Source organism: Salmonella sp. NW884, from assembly GCF_051700745.1.
Classification (GTDB): domain Bacteria; phylum Pseudomonadota; class Gammaproteobacteria; order Enterobacterales; family Enterobacteriaceae; genus Salmonella; species Salmonella enterica.
Window position 1 is genome coordinate 53,061 of record NZ_JAMMDE010000013.1, and the last position, 24,311, is coordinate 77,371.

Below are 24,311 nucleotides of genomic sequence, written 5' to 3' on the forward strand. Positions count from 1 at the left end.
GTTCAATTCATTGAGTCGTGGTGCGAGGGGGGGGACTTGAACCCCCACGTCCGTAAGGACACTAACACCTGAAGCTAGCGCGTCTACCAATTCCGCCACCTTCGCGTTTCACAACTCTATATTAATGGGGTGGCTAATGGGATTCGAACCCACGACAACTGGAATCACAATCCAGGGCTCTACCAACTGAGCTATAGCCACCACTGAAACTTTTTACGCGGTATTAAACCACCGCAGCTCAAGCACCTAAATAAATGGTACGCCCGACAGGATTCGAACCTGAGACCTCTGCCTCCGGAGGGCAGCGCTCTATCCAGCTGAGCTACGGGCGCTTAGCGCCGTTGCGGGGGTGGATAATACGGACTTCACACCCCGCTGTCCAGTGCCTTTTTAAATAAAATGCGCGTTTGGTTATGCTTTGCGCATTTTGGCGCTTATTCCCCCACCTTGTGGGCGGTTCCGTGACGATTCAGGCCGAAAACTTTGTAGACCAGCGTGACGGCCAGCAGGAAGATGACGCCGACAAACAGCGACATGCGCGTATCTTCATTAAAGTACATGCCGATTAAAACGCAAACCAGAAACGCCATCGTCAAATAGTTCGCCCACGGAAACATAATGGAACGAAAAGGATGATCCGCAATCGCTTCTTTATGCGCCCGACGAAAGCGCAGTTGGCTAATCAGAATGACAAACCACGGCACCATCCCCGGCAGTACGCTGGCGCTATAAACGTAAACAAAGACGCGCTGCGGATTGGGGATGATGTAGTTCAGGCAAGAACCTACCAGCAAAATCAAAATAGAGAGCGCCACGCCCGCGACCGGCACGCCGTGGCGAGAGACTTTCGCGACTGCCGCCGGCAGTTGACGGTTTTTCGCCAGCGCGTAAAGCATACGCCCACAGCTATACATTCCGCTGTTACAGCCGGAGAGCGCCGCCGTCAGCACGACAAAGTTGATAATGCCTGCCGCGGCGGTGATGCCGATTTTCGCGAAGGTGAGCACAAAGGGACTGCCGTTGCTGCCAATCTCATTCCACGGGAAAATGGTGACGATCACGAAAATCGCGCCAACATAAAAAATCAGGATACGCCACAGCACTTTACCCACCGCGCTACGCAACGTCACCTGCGGATTCTTCGCTTCACCGGCGGTAATACCGATCAACTCAACCCCCTGATAAGAGGCCACCACGATACATAATGCGGTCAGAAAGCCTTTCCAGCCGCCGGCAAAAAAGCCGCCATGCTCGGTCAGATTACCAAAGCCAATCGCCTGGCCTCCGTTACCAAAGCCGAAGAAAATCACCCCCAGACCGATGATGATCATCACAATAATCGTGGTGACTTTGATCATCGCAAACCAGAACTCGATTTCACCATACAGGCGCACCGCAGCCAGATTCGCCAACGCGACCAGTCCGACGGCAATCAGCGCCGGTATCCACTGCGCCATCTCCGGAAACCAGAACTGGACGTAGACCCCAATGGCGGTAATTTCCGAGATCCCGACCGCCATCCACATAAACCAGTATGACCAGGCGGTAAGATAGCCAAAAAAAGGACTCATATACCGGTGGGCGTACACGGCAAAGGAGCCGGTAACAGGTTCCAGAAAGAGCATCTCCCCCATCGAGCGCATGATGAAAAAGACGAACAATCCGGCGATGATATACGCCAGCAGCACTGACGGGCCCGCCCATTTCAGCGTACTGGCGGCGCCCATAAAGAGTCCGACGCCGATGGTGCCCCCGAGGGCAATCAATTCAATATGACGAGCTTCCAGCCCACGCTGTAGCTCCGGTTTTTTCTCTGCCATAAATCCTCATGTCGTGTTTGCAACGGTTCCGGTAGTACCGGTTATTGTTATGGGTACATCGATTGTTGCGAATATTTTCTTAAATTTGGACAAATGGCAAATGAAGCATTAAAAAAATGCACTTATTGTGTAAGAAATCATCGATTATGTTGTAAATGAGCAGCGCCATAAGCACAATCCGCTGCTCAAGTCATCAGAAGGGAGAATTAGAGATCGCCAGTATAGTGCCAGCGAAGGTAGCGCAGCAGACGCATCTGGCGGGTAATACGCTTCGGTTGAGAAAGCAGACGATACAACCACTCCAGCCCCAGGTTCTGCCATATTTTTGGGGCGCGTTTGACGTGACCGGTAAACACATCATAGGTCCCGCCCACCCCCATATATAACGCATGGGGATGCACTTCCCGACAATCGCGCATGAGTAATTCCTGTTTTGGCGATCCCATCGCGACGGTGACAATTTTCGCGCCGCTGGCATGGATACGCGCAAATAGCGCCTGACGCTGCTCCGGCGTAAAGTAACCATCCTGGCTACCCACAATATTGACGTTCCACTGCGTCCGCAGTTTTGCTTCCGTCTGCGCCAGCACCTCAGGCTTGCCGCCGACAAGAAATACCGGTGTGCCTTCTTTCCCCGCGCGCGCCATTAACGCTTCCCAAAGGTCGGCGCCAGCCACACGAGAAACCTGCGCCTGCGGAAATTTTTTACGTATTGAACGCACCACGCTGATGCCATCGGCATATTTAAATTCCGCCGCCGCTATCAACGCGCGTACTTCCGGATTATCTTCCGCCGTCAGCAGCTTTTCGGCGTTGATCGCCACCAACGTGCCTTGCTTCAGTTGACCATCGGCAAACAGATAATTCAGCGCATGTGACATGTCGCGCCAGCCAATCAGAGGTAACCCGCGCAGCGAGTAAAGGGGCGCAGCGGCATTATTGGTCATAGTTTTCCTTCCACCTGTGCCTGAGGGAGCGAAGTTGTACGTTTATGAATCAGTCCGGCGCTATCAAATAACCAGAACAGAAGCTTAGCGACCAGCAGGCTGGCGCCAAAAACCACCAGGAAGAAAACCACGCGCGAAACAAACGAATCCAGCCCTTCTCGCGCCAGCACAATCATATTAAAGATGGCGCCAAAGCAGAAACTGTGCAGAATCGCCGCCTTATAGCGATTGGGCTCCCGGTTACCCAGTTCATACAGCCAGTCGAACCATTTGATAATCAGCCCGACGACGATCGCGCCGAGCGGAATAAACAGCGCCCCGCCCATGACCACCAGCGATCCAATAAGCGTTGGCGATATCGCCAGGCCAGAATGGTTGTTCAGGACTTCCCAGGTGAAGTAATTCGCAGAGTTCAGCACGATACTGGGTCGTCCCGGCCATAACCAGGTGGGAATAAAGACGTAGAAATCACGCGCGATAGGGGCCAGCCCCTGAAAATCGATATTGTGGTAATTTTGCAACAGCAGCGCCAGATTCTCCCACGGCGAAAAGGTATCGCGCGTCAGATAAAGAAACGTATAGAACGCCTCATCGCCGCTCACATTTAATCCGTAGCGTTTGAGCGCCAGCCAGAACATACCGACAATCCCCAGCACGCCCGCCGCTACCAGCATCCACAGGCTGATCCAGCCCCGAATAATGCCGATAAACAGGAAAATTGCAAACGCAATAATGATGTTGGCGCGCGTGCCGCCGACAATCATGTAGGTCAACAAACCAAACGCGACGGTGCTCACCAGAAAAAACAGCCACGCTTTGCTGTCCTGGCGCAGGAAATAGACCACCAGCATCGCCGGAATGAAGAAATAGAAGAACCGTTTTAACGCCACGCCGGAGACTTCGCTGGAAAAGATCTGGCTGTAGGAGTGCAGCCGGAACAGCAAAAAGCCGTTATGCATAAAGAAAATCGCCACGCTCACCAGCGCGATGCCCATCAGGATCACCCAGGTAAGGTGGGTTTCCACCCGGTTCATGGTAAATAGCGGCTTGCGTGGTACATCCACAACGCGTTTGCGTAAACGCGTTTTATAGGTCACGTAATACACGCCGTAGAAACAGGCGGCGGATAATAGAGCCTGCAATAAGATTTCCGGCGGCGCGACGCCAACGTCGAAACGAAATACCAGCACGCTGGTTAGCGGAAAACCAAAAAAGAAGGTCAACAAAAACAGCAACGAAAAGAAAACGTTGAAGTTAAAACGCACGCGGCGGAATTCAAACCAGGTCAGCGTGGCGATAAACAGCGTAGAGAGCAGCCAGACCACCAGCAGCCCGCTGAATTGCATTAAACTCATTCGGCTTCTCCTGCGGCGATTCTCAACGCATTATGCCACGGTTGCAGGTAGTTGGGGCTAAAGAAGGTAATGCCGCTTTTATCTACCGATGCGAGCTGACGCTGCGCCTCGCGCACGACCTGCTCATTAAGATCGTCCGTGGTAAACAGGACGGGCAGATGCTGTTCCGCCATATCCTGCCAGAAAGGATTGTCGCGGTTCAGTACGCACGGGATATCGGCCTGAATTAGCAGACACAACGTCCCGATCCCCTGTTGGCGGGCAAAAATAAAATAACCGAGGTCGCACTGGCGCAACAGCGCAAGATAGGCATCAAATTCCATTTTTTCGCTAAGAATTTGTAGATTTTCGGCGCTAAACAGCGCCAGGCCGGCCTGACGAACCTCATCAATATAGGCCTGGTTATTGGCCGGATAGCCCATCGGCACCACCACGTTTACCGTGTCGCCAAACTGCTGATACACCGCCCGTAACGCCGCAATATGTTCGTTACTGCGATCGCCGGAGTTCCCTACCAAAATGGTCAATTTCCCCGCACGTTGGCGCTCTTTTGCCATAGCATTCAGGGAAGGGTCCATGCGCGTCGGGAAATAGAGCAACTCGCCGCGTACGTCAGGATGCTGGCGCGCAAAATAGCTGAGATCGCCGCGCGTCGCGAATACGCCCCCTACTCGCCCCTGCGCGATACGACGAAGCGGGTAGAAAAGGCGGAATTTCAGCCCGTGGGACACTTCGTAGAGATCCGCGCCCCAGATATGCCAGTAAAACTGAGCTGGCTTAATACCGCCGCTTAACAGCGCCAGCCACAGGCTGGTGTTGAACTGACCGTGAAAGAAGAATCTCTGTCGACGATTTGCTTTCGCTTTGGCGATGACCGCCTGCGCCAGCGCTTTCTTACTGCCATAAAAACGAAGCGAGAGCGCCGGGCAGCTTTCCGTGAAGCCGTTATCTTCACCGGCAACCATAAATTCGCGCGCGTGCTCGCTTGTGGCGGCCAGCGTATCATTGAAAAACCGCAGCACGGTGTGGTTATGGTGAGGGATATCCGATCCCAGGACGTGAATCAGTACAGTCATGCTCGCCTACGCCAGAGTAAAAATACGCCGCAACAAAGTGAAAAATAGACAATATAGGTGGCCATATAAGCCTGTGCCGCACCCAGCGCGCCGTGAGCGGGAATCAGCCAGTGAGCGAACGCCGTTAACAGAATGAACTGGCTAATTTCGGCCAGAATGTAAAATCGCAACGACGCTTTGGCAATCACCAGATAACCGAAAACATAGGCGCCGACTTTCAGCACGTCGCCCACTAACTGCCAGGCGAACAGATCGCGCATCGCGGTGAATTTGGTGGAAAAAAGCAGCCAGATAGCAAAATCGCGCAGTAGCCAGACGGTAAAACTCGCCGCCGCAACCGCCGGTAAAACAAATTTCAGCGCTTTTACCACTTCACGCGTAATGTCCTGTTTTTCCGTCAGGCGTGAGAGCGTGGGTAACAGGTAAACGCTGAAGGAGGCGGTGATAAATTGCAGATAGGCGTCAGAAATACTGCTTACGCCCTGCCAGATCCCGACATCGCTCCAGCTATAGTGCGCGGCCAGTTGGTTTCGCATCATCACATAGGCGACCGGCATCGTAACGGAGGTAATCAGCGCCATCAGGGTAAATTTACTGAGCTGCCCTGCCAGACCGTTGTTCCAGGAGGGCTTGAGATAGCGTAGCGGGACGGTGCCGCGCTTAATCAGTATTATACCGGCTGGCACTACCACCAGCGCCGGCACCAGCGCCAGGCCAAGCAGAGCGCCTTCATAGCCGCCGACACGGTAGCAGAGATACCAGGCGGCGACGCCCAAAAAGCTGCCGACAATTAACGATAAGGCATTACCCGACGCGTCACGAAAGCCCTTCATTAGCGCCAGCAGCAGGTTCGCCCAGGCGATCCCCATTTGTACCAGCGCAACCAGACGCACCAACCCTTGATAGTCCGTATGACCGAACAATCCCTGGCTAATCGGCGCCGCCGCCAGCAGGAAGACCAGCGCCAGCAGCGTAGAGAACCCCAATACCATCGCGGAGGAGGTTCCCACCACGGTACGTAACTGCGCCGGGTCATCATGATGTTGTGCGACGAGTTTGGTAACGCCGTTAAATATCCCGGCGCCAGCCAATACGCCCAGCACGGTGATCATCTGGCGGAAGTTACCCGCTTGTCCGACGCCCGCTGGACCAAAAGAGACGGCCAGTAGTTTCACCACCAGCAGTCCGGCGCCAATTTTTACCAGCGTACTGACCGCCGTCCACAGGGAGGCTTTAGCAAGCGACATATCAGGAGAAATAATTTAGCAAGGTAGTAATCACCGTTCGTTGATCGACGGGCGCAAGGTTATAAAACAGCGGCAGACGCAACAAACGTTCGCTCTCTTTTGTGGTGTAGACATCGTCCCCGATAAACTCGCCGAATTTATCGCCCGCCGGACAATCATGCAGCGGAATGTAATGGAATACCGCCATGATTTCCGCCTCTTTCAGGAAATTAATCAGCGCGCTGCGATCGGCGATATCCCGCAGTTTGATGTAAAACATGTGGGCATTATGCCCGCAGTTTTCCGGAATAGAAGGCAGCTCGATACGCCCGGCGCGCGCCAGCGGCGTTAACGCATCGTAGTAAGTCTGCCACAGCGACAGACGCTGTTGATTGATACGATCGGCGGCCTCCAGTTGCGCCCACAGATAGGCAGCCTGCAGATCGGACATCAAATAACTGGAGCCGATATCCCGCCAGGTGTATTTATCCACCTGACCACGGAAGAACTGGCTACGGTTGGTGCCTTTTTCGCGGATGATCTCCGCGCGTTCAATTAGCGTACGATCGTTGATCAGCGTCGCGCCGCCTTCGCCGCCAGCGGTGTAATTTTTGGTTTCATGGAAGCTAAAACAGCCGATGTGACCGATCGTCCCTAATGCGCGCCCTTTGTACGTGGACATCACACCCTGGGCGGCATCCTCGACAACGAACAGATTATACTTATCCGCCAGCGCCATGATGACGTCCATTTCACAAGCGACGCCAGCGTAGTGTACCGGCACGATAGCACGGGTTTTATCAGTAATCGCCGCCTCAATCAGCGTTTCGTCAATATTCATCGTATCCGGACGAATATCGACAAATACAATTTTCGCGCCGCGCAGGACAAAAGCGTTAGCGGTGGAGACAAACGTAAAGCTCGGCATGATCACTTCATCGCCGGGCTGAATATCCAACAACAGGGCCGCCATCTCCAGAGACGCGGTACAGGAAGGCGTCAGCAACACCTTCGCGCTGCCGAAATGTTGCTCCAGCCACTGCTGGCAACGACGCGTAAAGCCGCCGTCGCCGCACAGTTTGCCGCTGCTCATTGCAGACTGCATGTATTCGAGTTCGGTTCCCACCACCGGCGGCGCATTAAAAGGAATCATGTTGTCACCTGTATAACCAGTACGCAGTGCTTTCGATGTTGGCACCGCTTTGTATGTAACGTTTAAGCGCGGCGGTGTTGCCCAATTGGGTCGCCACCCGCAATGTTGCTTTGCCGCGACTCTGCGCCCAACAGATCGCCGCCTGCATAAGTTCCGCTCCCGCGCCGCGTCCGGCCAACAGACCGATGCGCGCGTCGGTATCATTCAATTCCCGCAGCGAGACGTAACCGCGGATAGCGCCTGTCTCCGTGCGAAGGACCAGGCATTGGTGATCAAACGTGCCGCGTACCGCATTCTCAATCCACTGGGCGTAAAAACGGGCGCTGGCGTCGGGCGCATACCACGGCGCGCGAAAACGACTCTGCGTAAACGCCTCTCCGGCCAACTGACGCAAAGCAGGAATGTCTTTAAGGTGTGCAATTTCCGCGCCATGCTGGTCGCGATGCCCTTTTACCGGCAACGCAAAATCCACCTCGCCTTCAACCAAAGAGAATCCCAGCGATTGCAACGCCGACAGCCAGGCGATGTTTTCAGCCGGCACTTTTACCTGCACGCGTTGCCACGCCTGCAGCGCTTCTGGCGTTAATTCGGGCGCTGAGGCATCGATACGCACAATGCCGCTATTCACACCAAAGAACGTATTTTCCCAGAGTAACGGTTCAATACTGGCGCGGACGGGCACGGAGCAACTCCAGTAAATATTGGCCATAGCCGGTTTTTTCAAGCTGACTGGCGGCGCGTTTCAAACCATAATCATCCAGCCAGCCGTTGCGCCAGGCAATCTCCTCCAGACAGGCAATTTTGAAGCCCTGGCGCTTTGATACGCCGCGCGTAATGGGATGCAACCGGGTACCGGAACCTCCCGCCAGAATGATGCCTTTCATTCGTTTCTCCTCCAGGAGTAAGAACCTGCCGTTTAGCGTTTCAGTCCTAAGCGTTCGCCCTGATAACTGCCATCCTGCACGGGTTTCCACCAGGCCTCATTGGCGAGATACCACTGAACGGTTTTTCGCATCCCGCTTTCGAAGGTTTCCTGCGGCGTCCAGCCCAGCTCGCGGGCGATTTTCGACGCGTCGATGGCATAACGTAAGTCATGGCCGGGTCGATCGTCGACGAAGGTAATCAGATCGTGATAATTCGCCACACCCTGCGGTTTTTGTGGGGCCAGTTCTTCCAACAGAGCGCAGATCGTCCTGACCACATCCAGATTTTTACGTTCGTTATGACCGCCGATATTATACGTTTCACCCACCGCGCCGTTCGTCACCACGTGATACAACGCACGGGCATGATCCTCCACATACAGCCAGTCGCGAATTTGCTGACCGTTGCCATAGACCGGCAATGGTTTACCCGCCAGCGCATTCAGAATCATCAGCGGGATCAGTTTTTCCGGGAAATGGTAGGGCCCGTAGTTATTAGAGCAGTTGGTGACAAGCGTAGGCAGACCGTAGGTACGTAACCAGGCGCGTACCAGATGGTCGCTGCTGGCTTTGGAGGCGGAATAAGGACTGCTTGGCGCATATGGCGTGGTTTCGGTGAAGAAATCGTCTGCAGTATGCAGATCGCCATACACTTCATCGGTGGAGATATGGTGGAAGCGGAACGCCGCTTTAGCATCCGCGCCAAGCGCGGACCAGTAAGCGCGAGCGGCTTCCAGCAAGGTGTAAGTACCAACGATATTCGTTTCAATAAACGCCGCCGGGCCGTCGATGGAACGGTCTACATGGCTTTCCGCCGCCAGGTGCATCACGCTAACGGGCTGATACTGCTGGAAAACTCGCTCCAGTGATGCCCGATCGCAGATATCCACCTTCTCAAAGGCGAAACGGTCGCTTTGCGCCACCGACGCCAGAGACATCAGGTTGCCCGCATAGGTGAGTTTATCCACCACCACCACCGCGTCTGCCGTTTCATGGATGATATGCCGCACCACCGCAGATCCGATAAAGCCTGCGCCGCCGGTCACCAGAATGCGTTTCATCAGCGCCAGACTCCTTTGGTATCAACCACATAACGTTGATGAACCGCATCGCCGGGGATCGCTTTAAATTCGTCGTGATCGACCAGCATCACCAGCACATCGGCGGCGGCCAGCGCCGCGTCCAGCTTCGCCAGCGTGCAAAGTCCGTCCAATTTTTTCGGCAACTGACGGATATTCGGTTCGACGACCAGGGTTTCGCCGCTGTGCCAGCGGGCGATACTTTGCGCGATCCCCATCGCCGGGCTTTCGCGCAGATCGTCGATATTCGGCTTAAAGGCCAGCCCAAAACAGGCGATTTTCACTTCGCTGGCGCGTTTATCGGTGGCCGCCAGGCAATCTGCGACCGCGGCTTTTACCTGATCGACTACCCAGTGCGGTTTGCCGTCGTTCACTTCACGCGCGGTGCGAATCAGTCTCGCCTGCTGCGGATTTTGCGCCACAATAAACCACGGATCGACCGCAATGCAGTGCCCGCCAACGCCTGGGCCCGGCTGCAAAATATTGACGCGCGGATGGCGGTTCGCCAGACGGATCAATTCCCAGACGTTAATCCCCTGTTCGGCGCAAATCAGCGACAATTCATTTGCAAAGGCGATATTCACATCACGGAAGCTATTTTCCGTCAGCTTGCACATCTCTGCGGTGCGCGAGTTGGTGACAACGCATTCGCCCTCAAGGAAAATTTTGTACAGCGCGCTGGCGCGAGCCGAACATACTGGCGTCATACCGCCAATCACGCGGTCATTTTTAATGAGTTCCACCATCACCTGACCCGGCAGCACACGCTCCGGACAATAGGCGATATTCACGTCGGCCTGCTCGCCCGCCTGCTGGGGAAAGGTCAGATCCGGGCGCATCCCGGCCAGCCAGCCAGCCATTTGCTCCGTTGCGCCGACCGGCGATGTTGATTCCAGAATCACCAGTGCCCCTTTTTTTAATACCGGCGCAATGGATTTCGCCGCGGCTTCCACATAGGCCATATCAGGGTCATGATCGCCTTTGAATGGCGTCGGCACGGCAATCAGGTACGCATCGGCCTCGACAGGTGTCGTCGTCGCACGCAGAAAGCCGCCTTCCACCGCCATCTTCACCACATTGCCCAACGCCGGCTCCACGATGTGAATTTCACCGCGATTTATGGTGTCTACCGCATGTTGGTTGATATCCACGCCGATAACCTGCTTCTGGCGGGAAGCAAAAGCGGCCGCAGTCGGTAATCCGATATACCCCAGCCCAATAACAGAAATGGTCGTAAAACTCATAACGATACCCGATAACTTTTTAACGCCTGTAAAATGCGCGCGCATGATTGCCCGTCACCATAAGGATTATGGGCGCGGCTCATGGTTTGATATTCATTTTCGTCGTGCAGCAGACGCATAACTTCCGCCACAATGCGCCGGGAGTCCGTACCGATCAGTCTTACCGTACCAGCGGTAATGGCTTCCGGACGCTCTGTGGTTTCACGCATGACCAATACCGGCTTACCTAATGACGGCGCTTCTTCCTGAATACCGCCGGAATCGGTCAGAATGAGCCAGGCGTGATTCATCAGCCAGACAAAAGGTAAGTAGTCCTGCGGCTCAATCAGTACCACGTTTTCAACATGGCCGAGGATACGGTTGACAGGTTCGCTGACGTTGGGATTGAGATGCACCGGATAGACAATTTGCACATTCTGGTTCGCGGCGGCGATTTCCGCCAGCGCCTGGCAGATATGCTCAAAGCCCTGACCAAAGCTTTCACGCCGATGACCGGTCACCAAAATCATCTTCTTATTCGCGTTGAGGAAAGGATACTGCTCGGCCAGTTCAGCCTGTAATGTATCGCTCGTCAGAACGCGATCGCGTACCCAGATCAGCGCGTCGATAACGGTATTGCCAGTGACAAAAATGCGCTCATCCGGAATGTTCTCCCGCAACAGATTCTGCCGCGAGTTTTCCGTCGGCGCAAAGTGGTACATCGCCAGATGTCCGGTCAGCGTGCGGTTTGCCTCTTCCGGCCAGGGGGAATAGAGATCGCCGGTTCGCAACCCGGCTTCTACGTGCCCTACCGGAATTCGTTGATAGAAAGCCGCCAGGCTGGTAGCAATCGTAGTGGTGGTATCGCCATGAACCAGCACCACATCAGGTTTAAAATCTGCCAGGATCGGCTTTAATCCCTCCAGAATTCGGCAGGTAATTTCCGTCAACCCCTGTCCCGGCTGCATAATGTTGAGATCGTAATCAGGCACAATAGAAAAAAGAGTTAATACCTGATCAAGCATCTCCCGATGCTGCGCAGTAACGCATACTTTGGCCTCGAAATGAGGATCTTTTTCCAGCGCATGGACCAGAGGCGCCATCTTAATGGCCTCCGGTCGTGTACCAAATACAGTCAGTACTTTCACATCGATTCTCTTCGAATAGACAGTAGGGGCCCAGCCCCCTACTGCAGAGGTGTTGCTAAATCGTGCGGCGACGGGTTAAGGCAACGCCCGCACCGATTAGCGCCCCAACGATACCCCACATAATCATCAGGAAGGCTCGGCGTGGGCTATCACGTTTTACCGGTTCTTCCGGCGTACGCAAATAACGATAGGTCTGAAAACGAGGGTCCAGGGTCGGCCCCACATTAAGCGTATTCAACATTGCCCGATTTTGAAAGTAGTCCAAATCGAACGCAGGGCCAACCGCTTGCAGATTTTCAAGACGCGCCTGCAACATAGGGCGACCGAGTAAAAAAAGCTCTGAGTCCGGTAATTCATCCGCCGGGACATCTGTCGCGCTACGAGAAATATTATGTTGTTCCGCAATTTTGAGCGCCTGCTCAATACTGTTTACACGACGTGAATAGATCGCTTTCGCAACCTCCTCCTGCCGTTTGACCTGGGCTTTCATCTGCACGGTACGCGCAGCCCAGGCACCTTTTAATTCATCATTCAGATGGCTCGCCGCCCGCTGGCTGGCGAATGCGACATACTGACGCAGCAGATTATTGGCGTCCGGCGCAGTTTCAGCAATCAGCTTCACATTGTCGTTGATGGCGCGTGTAAAATCGCCGGGCGTAAACTGTATGTTATTGATCAGTTCATCAAGCATCGCCGCATCAGCTTTGCTATTCCCGACCATTCGCTGCTTGTAATAGTCCGTCTGTAACCAGAAATCGCGACGCGTATCCCAGGAGGCAAGTTGCATGATGAACTCTTTATACGCTTCATCCATCACCGAGGGTTTATCGGAAGAAGCAGGATCGGTCTTAATATCCAGGTTGCGCAGAAACTGCTGCTGGGAGTAATAACCGCCCAACATATTTACGGTTGGGCGATCGGTGATCGCCGTCGCACTCCACTCCTGACGAGCAAAAAAGGTATAGGCTAACGCGATAAGGGCAAATAGCAGGCCAATGCCGATAATCCAGAATTTGCCAGCCCATAAAGTACGAAACAACCCGCGAATATCCAGTTCATTTTCAGCGCTCACCGCGCGTGCCCCCGGTAATGGTTGTGTCATCGTATCCTCATTTACTTGGTTAAGTTTGGCCGGTTCTCACGTTGCCTGCGCAGGCGACGCTTCACACGCTTAATAAATCTCGCCACCTTCCAGGCCCGCTTAATGCAGTAGCCATAGAGGAAGAATGCTAGCAAAAAGAGCACCAACATAACCCATTCAGGAACAAAATGAGAGTATTCTGCCGTTACGCCTACTCCCGCCAGAATCGCCGCTGCGAGCGTAATAAGAACAAATGCCTGGCGGGAAGTAAACCCTGCTCGCATAACCAAATGATGAATATGTTGGCGATCAGGGGAAAAGGGGCTCATCCCTTTACGCAGACGGCGATACATAATCGCCACCATATCCATCAATGGAATAGCGATAATCCATAGCGCGGTAACCGGGCTGATAGAGTGAGTTTTCCCCTGCGTCGTTTCCAGTAAAAGCCAGATGACGGTAAAGCCAATCAGTGTACTACCGGCATCGCCCATAAAGACTTTATAACGCCGCCCCAAAATACCGAGATTAAGCATAATGTAAGGCAGAATCGCGGCGATCATGGCAAAACACCACATTGCCAGACTAGTCTGACCATCAAACCATAAAATCAGCCCCATCGCCGCAAATGAGACGCTGGATAACCCACCCAGCAGGCCGTCAATACCGTCCACCATATTGAAAGCGTTGATCGCCGCCCATACCGCAAACAGGGTAAGGAAATAGCCAAAGGGGCCAAGCACTAACTCCCAAGGCCCAAAGATGTAACCAAGGCTACCTAAGTGAAGTTTTGCGATAACCATCATTACAACCGCAATAACAGCCTGAACCACAGCACGAATTTTTACACTGATATCAAAACGGTCATCCATCGCACCAACAAAAACCAATACACCAGCGCAAATAAGATATAGCGATAAGTGCGGTATGTAGTAATCCGAGAGGCCAAACATAAAGCAGATTCCTGCAAACACAGAAATCCCGCCGACTAATGGGATAACACCCTGATGTCGTTTACGAAAGTTTGGTTTATCCACTAAACCAATTTTTATGGCTACTTTTCGCGCAAGAAAAATAAAAATGGTCGTGAATAAAAAAATACTGATTAGCTCAGATAAAGCGGTGAGTAACTTCACAGTGTATGTGCTCTCAGCATATATCATTTCCTTAAAGTATAATGCGTTACGCCAGCTCCTAGAAGAGACCTGTTAGAACATTACACTTTTTACCGCAAACAATGTGTATTGTGCATGGTGTTACTCTGTAGCGCATATCCCGATGACCAGTTTATATGACATGACGCCAGGATGAATCGCAAAACAAAAACGCCACGTAAAAACGTGGCGTTTTCAGGTAAAGACCAGGTTATGAGCGCTTCATCATCTCGAAAAAGTCGTCATTAGTTTTGGTCATCGCCAGTTTGTTAATGAGGAATTCCATCGCGTCAATTTCACCCATCGGATGGATGATTTTACGCAGGATCCACATTTTCTGCAGCTCTTCCTGAGTGGTGAGCAGCTCTTCTTTACGGGTACCGGAACGGTTGTAGTCGATAGCCGGGAAGACACGTTTTTCAGCGATCTTACGCGAGAGATGCAGCTCCATGTTACCGGTGCCTTTAAACTCTTCGTAGATAACTTCGTCCATCTTGGAACCGGTATCGATCAGCGCCGTCGCGATGATAGTCAGGCTACCGCCCTCTTCCACGTTACGCGCCGCACCGAAGAAACGCTTCGGACGATGCAGGGCGTTAGCGTCCACACCACCGGTCAGTACTTTACCGGAAGCCGGCACCACGGTGTTGTAGGCACGCGCCAGACGGGTGATGGAGTCGAGCAGGATGATAACGTCTTTCTTGTGTTCAACCAGACGTTTCGCCTTCTCGATAACCATTTCGGCAACCTGAACGTGGCGGGATGCCGGTTCGTCAAAGGTAGACGCAACCACTTCGCCTTTCACCAGACGCTGCATCTCGGTTACTTCTTCCGGACGTTCGTCAATCAGCAGCACCATCAGCACGCAGTCTGGGTGGTTATACGCGATGCTCTGCGCGATGTTCTGCAGCAGCATGGTTTTACCCGCTTTCGGCGGCGCGACAATCAGACCGCGCTGGCCGCGACCGATCGGCGAAGCCAGATCCAGAACGCGCGCCGTTAAGTCTTCGGTAGAACCGTTACCACGCTCCATACGCAGACGAGAGTTTGCGTGCAGCGGGGTTAAGTTCTCAAAGAGGATTTTGTTACGGGCGTTTTCCGGTTTGTCGTAGTTAACTTCGTTAACTTTCAACAGCGCAAAATAGCGTTCACCTTCTTTCGGCGGGCGAATCTTACCAGAAATGGTATCACCAGTGCGGAGGTTGAAACGGCGGATTTGGCTGGGGGAAACGTAGATATCATCAGGACCGGCGAGGTAGGAGCTGTCTGCAGAACGGAGGAAACCAAATCCATCCTGCAATATCTCCAGCACACCGTCGCCAAAGATATCTTCGCCACTCTTTGCGTGCTGCTTCAGGATGGCAAAAATAATGTCCTGCTTGCGCATACGGGCCAGGTTTTCCAGCCCCATACTTTCGCCGAGAGTGATCAGCTCAGAAACCGGCGTATTCTTTAATTCGGTAAGATTCATAATGGTGTGAGTTCTTAAACTTGGGGTAAATCTCGAACTTAATGTTGTGAATGGTATGGCAGGGTCATCCATGCCTGTTTACGGCTATCAACTCATGTCTGTTCGCTGTCTGGTCACAGGAAAGTACGCAGAACTGAAACGACAAGACGGAATGAGCGAAGAGCCAGGAATCTTTCCACTTCTCGTGCGAGAAAAAACGGGAAGTGACGGATAAAACCAGATTCAAACTTAATAAGGTATGTTTAATTCGAAGTCAATACTAACTTAGCACGACTCAGACCGGGCGTCCAGAGATCCTGACAATTTAAGAATAACGTAAGGACAACAGACGCCACGAAACTGCCTGATACCTTAATCATTCGTCGAATGACAGACGCCTGACCATACAGCGCCTGTGTCATTCGACGTATAAAAGGTATTACGCCAGATTGGCGTCGAGAAACTCTTTCAACTGACCTTTAGACAGTGCGCCTACTTTGGTTGCCGCCACTTCGCCGTTTTTAAACAGCAGCAGAGTCGGAATACCGCGGATGCCATATTTAGGCGCAGTACCTGGGTTCTGGTCAATGTTCAGTTTGGCAACGGTCAATTTGCCCTGATATTCGTCAGCGATTTCATCCAGAATCGGAGCGATCATTTTACACGGCCCGCACCACTCTGCCCAGAAATCAACGAGGATAGCCCCGTCCGCTTTGAGTACATCCGTGTCAAAACTGTCGTCAGTCAGGTGAATAATTTTATCGCTCATATATAACTCCACAGGAATAAGCCTGGCGTGTTGGTGTAGCATTAACCAACGAGGTGCTGATGTTAACTTCGCCAACAAAGGTTGACTTTATTTCACCGGATACGCTTTCGTAAAGCAATAGTAAGCTGATATTCTACCACACTATGAGCAAAACACATTTAACAGAACAGAAGTTTTCCGACTTCGCCCTGCACCCACAGGTGGTTGAAGCCCTTGAAAAAAAAGGGTTTTATAATTGTACGCCCATTCAGGCACTGGCCCTTCCGCTAACGCTGGCGGGTCGTGACGTTGCAGGGCAGGCGCAAACCGGTACCGGGAAAACGATGGCGTTTCTGACGTCAACGTTTCATTATTTACTTTCTCATCCCGCGATCGACGATCGCAAGGTGAACCAGCCGCGCGCGCTGATCATGGCGCCGACGCGTGAATTAGCCGTACAAATTCACGCAGACGCGGAGCCGTTGGCGCAAGCGACAGGCTTAAAATTAGGCCTGGCTTACGGCGGCGATGGTTACGACAAGCAGCTTAAAGTGCTGGAAAGCGGCGTTGATATTCTTATTGGTACGACGGGCCGACTGATCGACTACGCCAAACAAAACCACATTAACCTCGGCGCCATTCAGGTCGTCGTACTCGATGAAGCCGATCGCATGTACGATTTGGGCTTTATTAAAGATATCCGCTGGCTGTTCCGTCGTATGCCGCCGGCTGCGCAGCGTCTGAACATGTTGTTCTCCGCCACCCTGTCTTATCGGGTTCGCGAGCTGGCGTTTGAACAGATGAACAACGCCGAATATGTTGAAGTGGAACCGGAGCAAAAGACCGGCCACCGCATTAAAGAAGAGCTTTTCTACCCCTCTAATGAAGAGAAAATGCGTTTACTGCAAACGCTGATCGAAGAAGAGTGGCCGGATCGCGCCATTATTTTCGCCAACACCAAGCATCGTTGCGAAGATATCTGGGGACATCTGGCGGCAGATGGCCATCGTGTTGGTCTGCTGACCGGCGACGTCGCGCAGAAAAAGCGCCTGCGGATTCTGGATGAGTTCACCCGCGGCGATCTGGATATTCTTGTGGCGACCGATGTCGCGGCGCGCGGGTTGCATATCCCCGCCGTAACGCACGTCTTTAACTACGATCTGCCAGACGATTGTGAAGACTATGTTCACCGTATCGGTCGTACCGGTCGCGCTGGCGCCAGCGGGCATTCCATCAGCCTGGCTTGCGAAGAGTATGCGCTGAATCTGCCCGCCATTGAGAGCTATATCGGCCACTCGATTCCGGTCAGCAAATACAATCCGGAAGCGCTCATGAACGATCTGCCCAAGCCGTTGCGCCTGACGCGTTCGCGTCCTGGCAATGGTCCGCGCCGCGCTGGCGCTCCGCGTAATCGTCGTCGTTCAGGTTAAGAAAAGTTATGCCATACACAAAATCATTTAGCCTGTATCAAGGCGGCAAGAAAACAAATCCCGATGAGCGTACTTTAGTAAATGATTCAGGGGAGTGTACGCAGCCAACACGGATACAGGTTGAAGGATGAAGTGTATGAATTCCACCTCGTTGTATGCCGCCATTGATCTCGGTTCCAATAGTTTTCATATGCTGGTCGTGCGCGAGGCGGCGGGAAGCATCCAGACGCTGACCCGAATAAAACGCAAGGTGCGTCTGGCCGCGGGTCTGAACAACGACAACCACCTTTCAGCCGAAGCGATGGAACGCGGCTGGCAATGCCTGCGTCTGTTTGCTGAACGTTTGCAGGATATCCCGCAGCCACAAATCCGCGTGGTTGCCACCGCAACATTGCGTCTCGCCGTTAATGCGGGGGAATTTATCGCGAAAGCGCAGACTATCCTTGGTTGTCCGGTGCAGGTTATCAGCGGCGAAGAAGAGGCGCGGCTGATTTATCAGGGAGTCGCTCATACCACCGGCGGCGCAGATCAGCGACTGGTGGTGGATATCGGCGGCGCCAGCACTGAACTGGTTACCGGCACTGGCGCGCAAACCACGTCGCTGTTTAGCCTGTCGATGGGCTGCGTAACGTGGCTTGAACGCTATTTTAGCGATCGTAATCTGGCGCAAGAAAACTTTGATGATGCGGAGAAAGCCGCGCGCGATGTACTGCGTCCGGTCGCCGATGAACTGCGTTTTCATGGCTGGAAGGTCTGCGTGGGTGCCTCCGGCACCGTACAGGCATTGCAGGAAATCATGATGGCGCAGGGGATGGACGAGCGCATTACGCTCGCCAAACTACAGCAGCTGAAACAACGCGCGATACAGTGCGGACGTCTGGAAGAGCTGGAAATCGAAGGCCTGACGCTGGAGCGCGCGCTGGTTTTCCCAAGCGGGCTGGCTATTCTGATCGCCATATTTACCGAGCTGAACATCCAGAGCATGACGCTGGCAGGCGGCGCGTTACGCGAAGGGCTGGTGTATGGGATGTTGCATCTGGCGGTAGATCAGGATATCCGCAGCCGCACGCTGCGAAACATTCAGCGTCGGTTTATCGTCGATACCGATCAGGCAAATCGCGTAGCGAAGCTGGCAGATAACTTCCTCAAACAGGTAGAAAATGCCTGGCATATTGAGCCTATCAGTCGTGAACTGTTGCTTAGCGCTTGCCAGTTGCATGAGATCGGTCTGAGCGTTGATTTTAAACAGGCGCCCTATCATGCCGCCTATTTAGTACGCCATTTGGATCTGCCTGGCTATACGCCCGCGCAGAAAAAATTGCTCGCCACCCTCTTACTGAATCAGACCAATCCGGTCGATCTCTCTTCGCTTCATCAGCAAAACGCGGTACCGCCCCGTGTTGCGGAACAGCTATGCCGTTTGCTGCGACTGGCGATTCTTTTTGCCGGTCGCCGTCGTGACGATCTGGTACCAGAAATTACGCTACAGGCGCTAAATGAAAATCTGACGTTAACCTTGCCTGGCGACTGGCTGGCACATCACCCGCTGGGTAAAGAGTTGATTGATCAGGAAAGCCAGTGGCAAAGCTATGTACACTGGCCGCTGGACGTTCGCTAACCGTAGTCTGATTGCCGGATGACGCTTCGCTTATCCGGCCTACGATTTCGCTCGCTTTGCCGCCATCATGGCTTTCAGATTAGCCAGGTGACTTTGCCCTTTTTGCATTCGCTCCTCAGCACTTACCACTTTGCGCTCCTGCTCCCAGATTAAATCATCCTGCGGGAGTTCTAACAGGAAGCGGCTGGGTTCCGGGCGCACCAGTTCCCCATACTGACGGCGCTCTTTACATAATGTAAAGGTGAGCTCTTTCTGCGCGCGAGTGATCCCGACATAGGCCAGCCGACGCTCTTCCTCAATATTATCTTCGTCAATGCTGCTTTGATGCGGCAAAAATCCTTCTTCCATTCCCACCATATAGACATACGGGAATTCCAGTCCTTTCGATGCATGAAGCGTCATCAACTGTACCTGATCCAGCTCTTCTTCGCTCTCGCCACGCTCCATCATATCGCGCAGCGTAAAGCGTGTAACCACCTGGGTCAGCGTCATCGGCTCATCGAGTTCGTTGCCTTCCAGCATCTCAGTCATCCAGCTAAAGAGCTGGTTAACGTTTTTCATACGCATTTCCGCCGCTTTGGGGCTCGGCGAGGTTTCGTACAACCAGGACTCATAGTCAATACCGTGGATGAGATCGCGCACGGCGGCGACAGGCTCGCGTTCGGCCAGACGCTGGATTTCCCCCAGCCAGTGGATAAAACGCGTCAATGAATCGTAACCACGTCCGGTCAGCTTCTGACTAAGCCCCATATCAAAGCTGGCGGTAAACAGGCTTTTATTACGCGTCATTGCCCATTCACCCAGCTTTTGCAGAGTAGCCGGGCCGATTTCGCGTTTTGGCGTATTCACGATGCGCAGGAAAGCGCTGTCATCATCCGGGTTGGTCAACACCCGCAGGTAGGCCAGCAGGTCTTTAATCTCCGGACGGGAGAAAAATGAGGTGCCGCCGGAAATTTTGTACGGAATACGGTTCTGCATGAGGAATTTTTCAAATACCCGCGACTGATGATTCCCGCGATACAGAATGGCGTAATCCTTGTACTGGGTCTTGTTCACAAAGTGATGGGCAATCAGTTCGCCGGTAACGCGCTCAGCTTCATGCTCTTCATTGTTTGCGCTTAACACTTTGAGTTCCGCGCCGTAACCGAGCTCGGAAAAGAGGCGCTTTTCAAAGACGTGCGGATTGTTGGCGATGAGAATATTCGCCGCTTTCAGGATGCGGCCCGAAGAACGATAGTTTTGCTCCAGTTTAATCACCTGCAGCGCCGGAAAGTCCTGGCTCAGTAACACCAGGTTTTGCGGACGCGCCCCGCGCCAGGAGTAGATAGACTGGTCGTCATCGCCCACGACCGTAAAGCGCGCGCGTTGCCCGACCAGCAGCTTAACCAACTCATACTGGCTGGTGTTAGTATCCTGATATTCATCCACCAGCAGATAACGAATTTTATTCTGCCAGCGCTCGCGCACCTCGTCATTGCGTTGCAACAGCAGCGTCGGCAGCAAAATCAAATCATCAAAATCGAGAACGTTACATGCCTTCATATGGGCGTCGTAAAGCCCGTAGCAGTGGGCAAAAATACGATCGCGTTCGCCTTTCGCCCCCGCCGCTGCCTGCGCAGGCGTTTTGAGATCGTTTTTCCAGTTGGAGATCGTGGAGATCAGCTGTTGCAACAGAACCTTGTCGTCTTCGATCAGGCCTTCGGTCAGCTCTTTGAGCAAGGCGACCTGGTCGGTATCGTCAAACAATGAAAAGTTCGATTTCATCCCCAGCGCAGCGTACTCGCGCTTAATAATATCCAGCCCTAGCGTATGAAAGGTGGAGATCATCAAACCGCGCGCTTCCTTACGGCCGAGCGTCTGCCCGACGCGTTCTTTCATCTCACGCGCGGCCTTGTTGGTAAACGTCACCGCCGCAATATGCCGGGCCTGATAGCCGCATCCGCGGATCAGGTGGGCGATTTTATTGGTAATTACGCGAGTTTTACCAGAACCCGCTCCTGCCAGCACCAGGCAGGGTCCGGTGACGAATTCGACAGCGTGTTGTTGGCCGGGATTTAAACGCATGGGAATAGTGCTCAATCTTCGAACGGGGGAGGGATTGTAGCAGAAAGCGAGGCCCAGAGAAGACCAGGCTGCTTTTTCAGGCAGCCTGGAAAAGGTCAATCAGCAGGCTCTGGCGGCAAGCGGCGTATAGCCATTACGCTGTGCGCTCTTGATCCAACTGTAAGAACCCATTAGCGCGATCGCCGTCAGCAGAACATACTCAAGCGACATCGCATAAACGCCCTGTACTGCATAGATCACGACGCTAATTACATCAATAATCACCCACAGCAGCCAGTTTTCCACGTACTTGCGGGTCATCAGCACCATCGCCGCAATCGACAACACCAGCATGGTGGAATCCCAGAACGGGAACGCGTCCGGCTGGAGTTCAGGCATCGCCACCTGCATACCTACCGTTTGCAACAGAGCGAGCATAACGCGGGTCAACATAGCGAAGACCGGATCGATAAACCACGTCATCAGCAGAATGGCGATAATACATACGCCCCCCAACCTCCATGTTTGTTGACGAGAAAGCCAGCGTACTTTCAGAGCGGCTTCCCGGGCGTCATTCTGCCGGCTCCATGCGTACCAGCCGTAAATATTCGCCGCAAAGAAAAACACCTGAAGTAGCAAGCTGGCATACAGTTGAATCTGAAAAAAGATGGCGGCAAACAGAGTGACGTTAATCAAACCAAACAGGTAATTAACGATTTTTTCCCGGCTGGCGCACCAGATGCACAATAAACCAAACACGGTGCCGATAGCCTCAATCCACGACAGCGCATACCCACCCTCGCCGAGAGGAATGTTGACCATTACATTGTTAATGATGAAAAAGTCCATCATTGCTCTCCTTGCAAACTATCGAAATAAATGGCCTGAAGCGCCAGAGAAATTTGGCGCTCTTCACCTTGCTGGCACAAGGTTTCCTGCTGAACATAATGGTTAATGCTGCTCTCCAGACAGCCACTATGCGCGACGACCACGTTTAGCAACGACGCGGTACGCAGCCCTCGTAACGCCCCCACCACCATCAGCGCGGCGGTTTCCATATCCGCGCCGAGAACTCCCCTGGCCGACCATTCGGCATCCAGTTCAGCTTCGCGATCGGTATAAAAACTGTCATGGCTGCGCACCAGCCCGCAAACGGCAGAGATGTTCATCTGTTTCGCCTGCTGTATCAGCGTGGCGGTAAGATACGGGTCCGCACAGGCCGGATAACTGGCGGGCGCATAGGTTTTGCTGGCGCCGTCGTCAGCCACCGCGCCGTGGGCGATGATCACATCGCCCAACGCCAGCGAGTCCTGCAACGCGCCGCAACTACCGATACGGATTAGCGTGTTGACGCCAACCTGGCGTAACTCCTCAATGGCGATAGCGGTTGACGGCCCGCCGATTCCCGTGGAAAGCACGACTATTTCAACCCCCTGGTACCAACCGCGCGCCGCGCGAAACTCCCGGTTTTGCCCCAGAATCTCAGCCTTATCAAGAAAACGGGCGATTCTATCCACCCGCCCGGGATCGCCGGGCAAAAGCGCATATTTCGCGCGGGTCATGCTTGTGTTAAGCCGAATATGGGGTTGCATCTCCCGTCTCCTTATTGTTCTGAGAGGTTCAGATTTCCGCCTCCTGTTTGAGTTTTTCAGGAGCCAGTAAAATGATCCGCTCACCGTCGGTATCGATAATGTTCAGCGATTTCAGATCGTGCAGTATCCGGTTGATACTGCGCGTCGTCGCCGCAAATTCCTGACCAAGATTCTGCTTATCAAGCAAAATAGTGGTTGATTCATATTGTTGATAACGCAGCCATAATGCCTGGCATACGCGCTGATGCAGCGAGTACAAATTGTCGCTACTGGCCTTTTTCGACAACTGGTAATACTGTTGGCTGAAAAACCGCAGCATTCGCTGGTTAAAGTGGTTATCCAGCGTCAGCCAGCGGCAAAAATGCGCTTGCGGCAGGCTGAGTAGCTGTACATTGCCGACGGCTACGACAGAACAGATGTAATGCCGTGACTCAAATATCTCTAGCTCGCCCAGCATGTCTCCTTTGCCATAACGCGCCTGTCGGTAACGGCGTCCATCTTCAGCTTCGTAAAAAACATCCACTTCGCCGGCCACGATGAGTGAAAATTGCTGGCATATATCCCCCTGGCGGCAGATAAGCGCGCCGCGGGAAATATCGTCAAATCGCCAGCACTGCATGATTTCCAACGGGCAGTATTTGAGTAATTCATAGAGCACTGGGTCGCGTACGACCTGGCGTAGCCCTAAAAGCCAGTCGTCTGGAAATTCTGCGTTTTTCATTATGTTCATGGTATCTCGCCCCTTGTCAGAAAGGACAGGACCGCCGTCCCGCACATCCGAAATACGCCTGCTAAAAATGCCGCTTATCTCCCGGTTCATTAAATCAGGCGGGACATCTGTCCTGTAATGGCGAAGAGTATATGTCTGACGGCCTAAGGAGTGATAAAGTGACGGCCAATCTTTGCGACGTGAGAACACAATAATGGCAAAAATGGCAGCAGCACTGCATATCCTTGTAAAAGAAGAGAAAATGGCATTGGATCTTCTGGAGCAAATTAAAAACGGCGGCGATTTTGAGAAGCTGGCGAAGAAGCATTCTATCTGCCCATCCGGTAAAAAAGGCGGTCATTTAGGCGAATTTCGTCAGGGCCAGATGGTTCCGGCATTCGATAAAGTAGTCTTTTCCTGCCCGGTACTGGAGCCAACCGGCCCATTGCACACCCAGTTCGGTTATCACATCATTAAGGTATTGTATCGCAAATAAAAAGCCGGGTGGCGGCTACGCCTTACCCGGCCTACATCGT

General features: G+C 53.2%; 23 protein-coding genes and 3 tRNA genes. 3 read left to right on the forward strand and 23 right to left on the reverse strand.

What is annotated here, in order from left to right:
- Positions 1-18: 18 nt before the first annotated feature.
- The 19 genes from NA197_RS20955 to trxA all read right to left on the reverse strand — a co-directional run bounded on the left by NA197_RS20955 (position 19) and on the right by trxA (position 16,404).
- Positions 19-105: transfer RNA gene (locus NA197_RS20955), tRNA-Leu, on the reverse strand.
- Between the two features lie 20 nt (positions 106-125).
- Positions 126-201 (reverse strand) — tRNA-His (locus NA197_RS20960).
- Between the two features lie 54 nt (positions 202-255).
- Positions 256-332, reverse strand: a tRNA-Arg gene (locus tag NA197_RS20965).
- A gap of 102 nt (positions 333-434) precedes the next feature.
- The gene (gene thrP, locus NA197_RS20970; protein ID WP_000818378.1) at positions 435-1,820 is read right to left on the reverse strand and encodes a bifunctional threonine/serine APC transporter ThrP; all 1,386 of its coding nucleotides are present in this window, start codon (positions 1,818-1,820) and stop codon (positions 435-437) included.
- 206 nt (positions 1,821-2,026) lie between these two features.
- Positions 2,027-2,767, reverse strand: coding sequence for a lipopolysaccharide N-acetylmannosaminouronosyltransferase (gene wecG / locus NA197_RS20975; protein ID WP_000183617.1), 741 nt, complete (start codon positions 2,765-2,767; stop codon positions 2,027-2,029).
- A complete protein-coding gene (wzyE, locus tag NA197_RS20980; protein WP_064042919.1) occupies positions 2,764-4,122 on the reverse strand; it encodes an ECA oligosaccharide polymerase in 1,359 nt (452 codons plus the stop codon). The genes wecG and wzyE overlap by 4 nt, the downstream gene beginning before the upstream one ends.
- Positions 4,119-5,198, reverse strand: a complete 1,080-nt coding sequence (locus NA197_RS20985) for a TDP-N-acetylfucosamine:lipid II N-acetylfucosaminyltransferase (RefSeq protein ID WP_064042918.1) — start codon at positions 5,196-5,198, stop codon at positions 4,119-4,121. Before NA197_RS20985 ends, wzyE begins: the two co-directional genes overlap by 4 nt.
- Entirely contained in the window at positions 5,195-6,445 is a 1,251-nt protein-coding gene (wzxE, locus tag NA197_RS20990) for a lipid III flippase WzxE (protein ID WP_064042917.1), read from the reverse strand. Before wzxE ends, NA197_RS20985 begins: the two co-directional genes overlap by 4 nt.
- A gap of 1 nt (position 6,446) precedes the next feature.
- A complete protein-coding gene (rffA, locus tag NA197_RS20995; RefSeq protein WP_000612080.1) occupies positions 6,447-7,577 on the reverse strand; it encodes a dTDP-4-amino-4,6-dideoxygalactose transaminase in 1,131 nt (376 codons plus the stop codon).
- Between the two features lie 4 nt (positions 7,578-7,581).
- Positions 7,582-8,259, reverse strand: coding sequence for a dTDP-4-amino-4,6-dideoxy-D-galactose acyltransferase (gene rffC, locus NA197_RS21000; protein ID WP_001145154.1), 678 nt, complete (start codon positions 8,257-8,259; stop codon positions 7,582-7,584).
- On the reverse strand, positions 8,237-8,551 hold the full coding sequence (locus NA197_RS21005; RefSeq protein WP_226996200.1) for a sugar phosphate nucleotidyltransferase: 315 nt from the start codon (positions 8,549-8,551) through the stop codon (positions 8,237-8,239). The genes rffC and NA197_RS21005 overlap by 23 nt, the downstream gene beginning before the upstream one ends.
- Complete coding sequence (gene rffG, locus NA197_RS21010; RefSeq protein ID WP_023232428.1) at positions 8,494-9,561, reverse strand: dTDP-glucose 4,6-dehydratase; 1,068 nt, start codon at positions 9,559-9,561, stop codon at positions 8,494-8,496. The genes NA197_RS21005 and rffG overlap by 58 nt, the downstream gene beginning before the upstream one ends.
- Positions 9,561-10,823, reverse strand: a complete 1,263-nt coding sequence (gene wecC / locus NA197_RS21015; RefSeq protein ID WP_000011236.1) for a UDP-N-acetyl-D-mannosamine dehydrogenase — start codon at positions 10,821-10,823, stop codon at positions 9,561-9,563. The genes rffG and wecC overlap by 1 nt, the downstream gene beginning before the upstream one ends.
- Positions 10,820-11,950, reverse strand: coding sequence for a non-hydrolyzing UDP-N-acetylglucosamine 2-epimerase (gene wecB, locus NA197_RS21020; protein ID WP_000866685.1), 1,131 nt, complete (start codon positions 11,948-11,950; stop codon positions 10,820-10,822). The genes wecC and wecB overlap by 4 nt, the downstream gene beginning before the upstream one ends.
- 55 nt (positions 11,951-12,005) lie before the next feature.
- Positions 12,006-13,052 carry an ECA polysaccharide chain length modulation protein gene (gene wzzE / locus NA197_RS21025; protein ID WP_000193413.1) on the reverse strand — a complete coding sequence of 349 codons (1,047 nt, stop codon included), beginning with the start codon at positions 13,050-13,052 and terminating at the stop codon, positions 12,006-12,008.
- 11 nt (positions 13,053-13,063) lie between these two features.
- Positions 13,064-14,167 carry a UDP-N-acetylglucosamine--undecaprenyl-phosphate N-acetylglucosaminephosphotransferase gene (gene wecA / locus NA197_RS21030; RefSeq protein ID WP_000771937.1) on the reverse strand — a complete coding sequence of 368 codons (1,104 nt, stop codon included), beginning with the start codon at positions 14,165-14,167 and terminating at the stop codon, positions 13,064-13,066.
- A 229-nt stretch (positions 14,168-14,396) separates the two neighbouring features.
- Positions 14,397-15,656, reverse strand: coding sequence for a transcription termination factor Rho (rho, locus tag NA197_RS21035; RefSeq protein WP_001054532.1), 1,260 nt, complete (start codon positions 15,654-15,656; stop codon positions 14,397-14,399).
- Positions 15,657-15,743: 87 nt separating this feature from the next.
- A complete protein-coding gene (locus NA197_RS21040; protein ID WP_134820045.1) occupies positions 15,744-15,827 on the reverse strand; it encodes a rho operon leader peptide in 84 nt (27 codons plus the stop codon).
- A gap of 247 nt (positions 15,828-16,074) precedes the next feature.
- Positions 16,075-16,404, reverse strand: coding sequence for a thioredoxin TrxA (gene trxA, locus NA197_RS21045; RefSeq protein WP_001280776.1), 330 nt, complete (start codon positions 16,402-16,404; stop codon positions 16,075-16,077).
- A 143-nt stretch (positions 16,405-16,547) separates the two neighbouring features.
- Between trxA and rhlB the strand changes: the two genes are divergently transcribed.
- Positions 16,548-17,813, forward strand: a complete 1,266-nt coding sequence (rhlB, locus tag NA197_RS21050; protein WP_000047525.1) for an ATP-dependent RNA helicase RhlB — start codon at positions 16,548-16,550, stop codon at positions 17,811-17,813.
- A 136-nt stretch (positions 17,814-17,949) separates the two neighbouring features.
- Positions 17,950-19,431 (forward strand): guanosine-5'-triphosphate,3'-diphosphate diphosphatase, encoded by a 1,482-nt coding sequence (gppA, locus tag NA197_RS21055; RefSeq protein WP_001089447.1) that lies wholly within the window; start codon positions 17,950-17,952, stop codon positions 19,429-19,431.
- A gap of 39 nt (positions 19,432-19,470) precedes the next feature.
- Here gppA and rep read toward each other — a convergent pair whose 3' ends face one another.
- The 4 genes from rep to NA197_RS21075 all read right to left on the reverse strand — a co-directional run bounded on the left by rep (position 19,471) and on the right by NA197_RS21075 (position 23,796).
- Positions 19,471-21,495: a DNA helicase Rep gene (rep, locus tag NA197_RS21060; protein ID WP_064042915.1), complete on the reverse strand. Its 2,025-nt coding sequence runs from the start codon at positions 21,493-21,495 to the stop codon at positions 19,471-19,473.
- Between the two features lie 99 nt (positions 21,496-21,594).
- The gene (pnuC, locus tag NA197_RS21065) at positions 21,595-22,323 is read right to left on the reverse strand and encodes a nicotinamide riboside transporter PnuC (protein ID WP_064042914.1); all 729 of its coding nucleotides are present in this window, start codon (positions 22,321-22,323) and stop codon (positions 21,595-21,597) included.
- Positions 22,323-23,066, reverse strand: coding sequence for a nucleoside phosphorylase (locus NA197_RS21070; RefSeq protein ID WP_001182428.1), 744 nt, complete (start codon positions 23,064-23,066; stop codon positions 22,323-22,325). Before NA197_RS21070 ends, pnuC begins: the two co-directional genes overlap by 1 nt.
- A gap of 28 nt (positions 23,067-23,094) precedes the next feature.
- Positions 23,095-23,796: a Crp/Fnr family transcriptional regulator gene (locus tag NA197_RS21075; RefSeq protein ID WP_024150340.1), complete on the reverse strand. Its 702-nt coding sequence runs from the start codon at positions 23,794-23,796 to the stop codon at positions 23,095-23,097.
- A gap of 193 nt (positions 23,797-23,989) precedes the next feature.
- Between NA197_RS21075 and ppiC the strand changes: the two genes are divergently transcribed.
- Positions 23,990-24,271 carry a peptidylprolyl isomerase PpiC gene (ppiC, locus tag NA197_RS21080; protein ID WP_064042913.1) on the forward strand — a complete coding sequence of 94 codons (282 nt, stop codon included), beginning with the start codon at positions 23,990-23,992 and terminating at the stop codon, positions 24,269-24,271.
- The last annotated feature ends 40 nt before the right edge of the window (positions 24,272-24,311 follow it).

Bases quoted from the DNA above. Each gene is read 5' to 3' on its own strand.
- wzzE (WP_000193413.1), bottom strand. From the start codon at position 13,052: ATGACACAACCATTACCGGGGGCACGCGCGGTGAGCGCTGAAAATGAA.
- thrP (WP_000818378.1), bottom strand. From the start codon at position 1,820: ATGGCAGAGAAAAAACCGGAGCTACAGCGTGGGCTGGAAGCTCGTCAT.
- NA197_RS21070 (WP_001182428.1), bottom strand. From the start codon at position 23,066: ATGCAACCCCATATTCGGCTTAACACAAGCATGACCCGCGCGAAATAT.
- wecC (WP_000011236.1), bottom strand. From the start codon at position 10,823: ATGAGTTTTACGACCATTTCTGTTATTGGGCTGGGGTATATCGGATTA.
- rffA (WP_000612080.1), bottom strand. From the start codon at position 7,577: ATGATTCCTTTTAATGCGCCGCCGGTGGTGGGAACCGAACTCGAATAC.
- rep (WP_064042915.1), bottom strand. From the start codon at position 21,495: ATGCGTTTAAATCCCGGCCAACAACACGCTGTCGAATTCGTCACCGGA.
- wzxE (WP_064042917.1), bottom strand. From the start codon at position 6,445: ATGTCGCTTGCTAAAGCCTCCCTGTGGACGGCGGTCAGTACGCTGGTA.
- NA197_RS20985 (WP_064042918.1), bottom strand. From the start codon at position 5,198: ATGACTGTACTGATTCACGTCCTGGGATCGGATATCCCTCACCATAAC.
- ppiC (WP_064042913.1), top strand. From the start codon at position 23,990: ATGGCAAAAATGGCAGCAGCACTGCATATCCTTGTAAAAGAAGAGAAA.
- pnuC (WP_064042914.1), bottom strand. From the start codon at position 22,323: ATGGACTTTTTCATCATTAACAATGTAATGGTCAACATTCCTCTCGGC.
- wecG (WP_000183617.1), bottom strand. From the start codon at position 2,767: ATGACCAATAATGCCGCTGCGCCCCTTTACTCGCTGCGCGGGTTACCT.
- rhlB (WP_000047525.1), top strand. From the start codon at position 16,548: ATGAGCAAAACACATTTAACAGAACAGAAGTTTTCCGACTTCGCCCTG.
- gppA (WP_001089447.1), top strand. From the start codon at position 17,950: ATGAATTCCACCTCGTTGTATGCCGCCATTGATCTCGGTTCCAATAGT.
- trxA (WP_001280776.1), bottom strand. From the start codon at position 16,404: ATGAGCGATAAAATTATTCACCTGACTGACGACAGTTTTGACACGGAT.
- rho (WP_001054532.1), bottom strand. From the start codon at position 15,656: ATGAATCTTACCGAATTAAAGAATACGCCGGTTTCTGAGCTGATCACT.
- NA197_RS21075 (WP_024150340.1), bottom strand. From the start codon at position 23,796: ATGAACATAATGAAAAACGCAGAATTTCCAGACGACTGGCTTTTAGGG.
- rffG (WP_023232428.1), bottom strand. From the start codon at position 9,561: ATGAAACGCATTCTGGTGACCGGCGGCGCAGGCTTTATCGGATCTGCG.
- wzyE (WP_064042919.1), bottom strand. From the start codon at position 4,122: ATGAGTTTAATGCAATTCAGCGGGCTGCTGGTGGTCTGGCTGCTCTCT.